The organism is Bullifex sp. (genome assembly GCF_034103065.1).
Taxonomy (GTDB): domain Bacteria; phylum Spirochaetota; class Spirochaetia; order Sphaerochaetales; family Sphaerochaetaceae; genus Bullifex.
Window position 1 is genome coordinate 1 of the sequence record NZ_JAXEGN010000153.1, and the last position, 2988, is coordinate 2988.

Below are 2988 nucleotides of genomic sequence, written 5' to 3' on the forward strand. Positions count from 1 at the left end.
AATAGGTCCAATATCATTTAAGGCATATCTAGCTGCTATATATGAAATAGATTGGAAAATAGCACCTAATACTGCACAAATTATACCTTTAACTAGTTTGCTTCTATCTCTATTTCCCCTATTTTGTACTATTTCATCGAGGACCATTATTATGATACCTAAAATAATTAATATAATAGCACTCCATTGTTTAAGTGATAAAACTTCACTAAAGAATATGTTTGAAAGAATAGCAGAAACAACAGGTGAGAAGGTTAGAATTACTAATGCTTCTCTTGCTCCAAGTGCAACATAGGAGTAGAACATCAAAATATCGGTAATAAAATATCCTGTAATACCTGAAAAAATTAAAGCAAATAATGTTTGCCTACTTATTGATAGAATTTCTAAACCCTCAGTTGCTATCATTAAAATGAATACAATAGGAACAGCTAGCAAGCTTCTAGCATGTGCTAGTGTTGAACTTTTAATACTCTTACCAAGAATATTATAAGTCATTGAGTTGAGGGCCCAGCAAAGAGCTGTAAATAAAGCTAATATTTGTCCTATTATCTGACTATCCATGAGATGGGATAATAGAACAAAAATAATATTTGTTATAGATAAAGTTAAAATTTCTTTGGAAAATCTAAATGCTTATCTTCAGTTGGAATCTCTTCTATCAGATTTTCATCAAAAAAATCATGTAAAAAATTCTGAAAATCATCACTACCAAATATTTCAAAGAATTCAAAATAGATATCCCCGTCAATTAAGCTGCTAACATAATCACAAAAAAGTCTATTTGTAAGTAAATCTACTAGAGGAGCATTAACAGGTGGATATTCATCACTTTCATCATCATCAAAGTTCTCTGCAATAAGATCATCAATACTGTCCCTCCAAGAAGCTAATATTGCTTGTGCCTCTTCAACCTCATTTTGACTATTTAAAAAGCCTACGTAGTTAATTACAGTAAGAGGAACAAATTTTGGTACAGGGAAAGTATCATAATTTGCATCAACATAGTTATAAATCATATTATAAAGACTTCTACTAAGATCTTCTTTATCACAATGATAATATGATTGAGCAATGATATTAATGATAAAAATCATATCATCATCATAATAATCTAAATCGGAAATACGTTTTAAAAAGGAAAAAGCATTATTACATATTTCTTCAAATTTTTTAAGGAAATGACAAACAAGAAAGAAATTGTAATCAAAGGATTCTTTAATATTATTGTAAACCTTACTTTTATTATTTTTTAAATGAAATTGAATGTGCTTCAAATGCTTATAAGCATTTTTATAATCATCATTATCGATATAAATTTTTGCCAATTCATACTCGGTATTAATAGCTTCGGGATGATTTTCACCTAAATTGTTAATTAAACATACTAATGATTCTTTTTTAAACTTGATAACTTTTTTTATTTCTTTTTCATTCATATACAAATTATAAAAGATTTCAAGGTGATAAAAAAGAGCGTAACAAATGCTACGCCCCATAAAAATTAAAGTAACTCTTATTTGAAGTATCTGTTAAGAAGTCCTTCAAAAGCCTTACCATGTCTAGCTTCATCACGAGCCATTTCATGAACTGTGTCATGAATTGCATCGAGATTATACTGCTTAGCAAGCTTTGCAAGTTCAAACTTACCCTTTGTTGCACCATTTTCAGCATCAACTCTCATCTCGAGGTTCTTCTTTGTGCTGTCTGTTACAACTTCACCGAGAAGCTCAGCAAACTTAGCAGCATGTTCTGCTTCTTCAAGACCAGCCTTCTCCCAGTACATACCAATTTCAGGATAGCCTTCTCTATGTGCAACTCTTGCCATTGCAAGATACATACCTACTTCTGTGCATTCACCTTCGAAGTTAGCTTTGAGACCAGCAATGATTTCTGCTTTAACTTCTTCAGGAACATCAGCACCAAACTGCTTACCAACACCTACAACGTGCTCAGCAGCCCATACTTTTTCAGCCTTCTGCTCTGTAAACTTGCTACCTGGAACCTTGCACTGTGGGCAAAATTCTGGTGGAAAATCACCTTCATGTACATAACCACAAACTGGACAAACCCATTTCTTCATTTTTGTGTCTCCTATGAATTAATCTTTCTTAAATATAATACTTGAACTAAAAAAAGTGAATATTCTAAATAAGATTAATTATTATATTCACTAATTTGTATATTTATGCTATTTATATTCAATAAATTCAAAATTGTTTACAATTTGGAGGAAATATGAAAAAACTATTAACAGTATTGCTAATTGCTTTAGTATCACTTTCACTCTTTGCCCAAGGTAGTAAAGAAAGTGCTAGTGAAGATCTCTCTTTAAAGAAAATACAAGACAAGGGAGAGTTCATCCTTGGTCTTGATGATTCATTCCCACCAATGGGATATAGAGATGAAAATGGTGAAATCGTAGGTTTTGATATCGACTGTGCTAAAGAAGTATGTTCAAGACTTAATGTTAAGCTTGTTTGTCAGCCAATTGACTGGGCTGCAAAGGAACAGGAATTAGCAACATACAATATTGACTGTATTTGGAATGGCTTCACAATTACTCCAGAAAGATTAAATAACCTTACTTTCAGTGATCCATATGTAAAGAATGCACAGGTTTGTGTTGTAAAGTCATCATCTCCTGTTAACACATTAGCTGATTTAAAAGGTAAAAATGTAGGTGTACAGGCTGGTTCATCAGCTCAGGATGCTATCTCTGATACAGAAGGTTTTGAAGAATCATTAAAGGCTGTTGTTGAATTCAAAGATAACTTAACTGCATTAATGGACCTTGAAATTGGTGGTGTTGATGCTGTTGTAATGGACCTTCTTGTTGCTAATGATAACATTAATCGTTCTGGTAAGGATTTTAGAATCATCTCAGAATCACTTGTTGCAGAAGAGTATGGTATTGGATTTAGAAAAGGTGATGTAGCTCTTCGTGATGCTGTACAGAATGCTCTTAACGATATGGCAAAGGACGGT

General features: G+C 32.3%; 4 protein-coding genes. 1 reads left to right on the top strand and 3 read right to left on the bottom strand.

Annotated elements, in window-relative coordinates:
- The 3 genes from SOY52_RS06000 to SOY52_RS06010 form a co-directional block, all read right to left on the bottom strand.
- Positions 1-564: DMT family transporter (locus tag SOY52_RS06000; protein ID WP_320848063.1), on the bottom strand; the 564-nt coding region annotated here is incomplete at its 3' end.
- A gap of 44 nt (positions 565-608) precedes the next feature.
- A complete protein-coding gene (locus SOY52_RS06005; RefSeq protein ID WP_320848064.1) occupies positions 609-1439 on the bottom strand; it encodes a hypothetical protein in 831 nt (276 codons plus the stop codon).
- A 77-nt stretch (positions 1440-1516) separates the two neighbouring features.
- Positions 1517-2083, bottom strand: coding sequence for an NADH peroxidase (locus tag SOY52_RS06010; RefSeq protein ID WP_320848065.1), 567 nt, complete (start codon positions 2081-2083; stop codon positions 1517-1519).
- Positions 2084-2238: 155 nt separating this feature from the next.
- Between SOY52_RS06010 and SOY52_RS06015 the strand changes: the two genes are divergently transcribed.
- On the top strand, positions 2239-2988 hold a 750-nt coding region (locus SOY52_RS06015; RefSeq protein ID WP_320848066.1), incomplete at its 3' end, for an amino acid ABC transporter substrate-binding protein.

Excerpts from the sequence above, each read along its gene's own strand:
- SOY52_RS06010 (WP_320848065.1), bottom strand. The coding sequence starts at position 2,083 with ATGAAGAAATGGGTTTGTCCAGTTTGTGGTTATGTACATGAAGGTGAT.
- SOY52_RS06005 (WP_320848064.1), bottom strand. The coding sequence starts at position 1,439 with ATGAATGAAAAAGAAATAAAAAAAGTTATCAAGTTTAAAAAAGAATCA.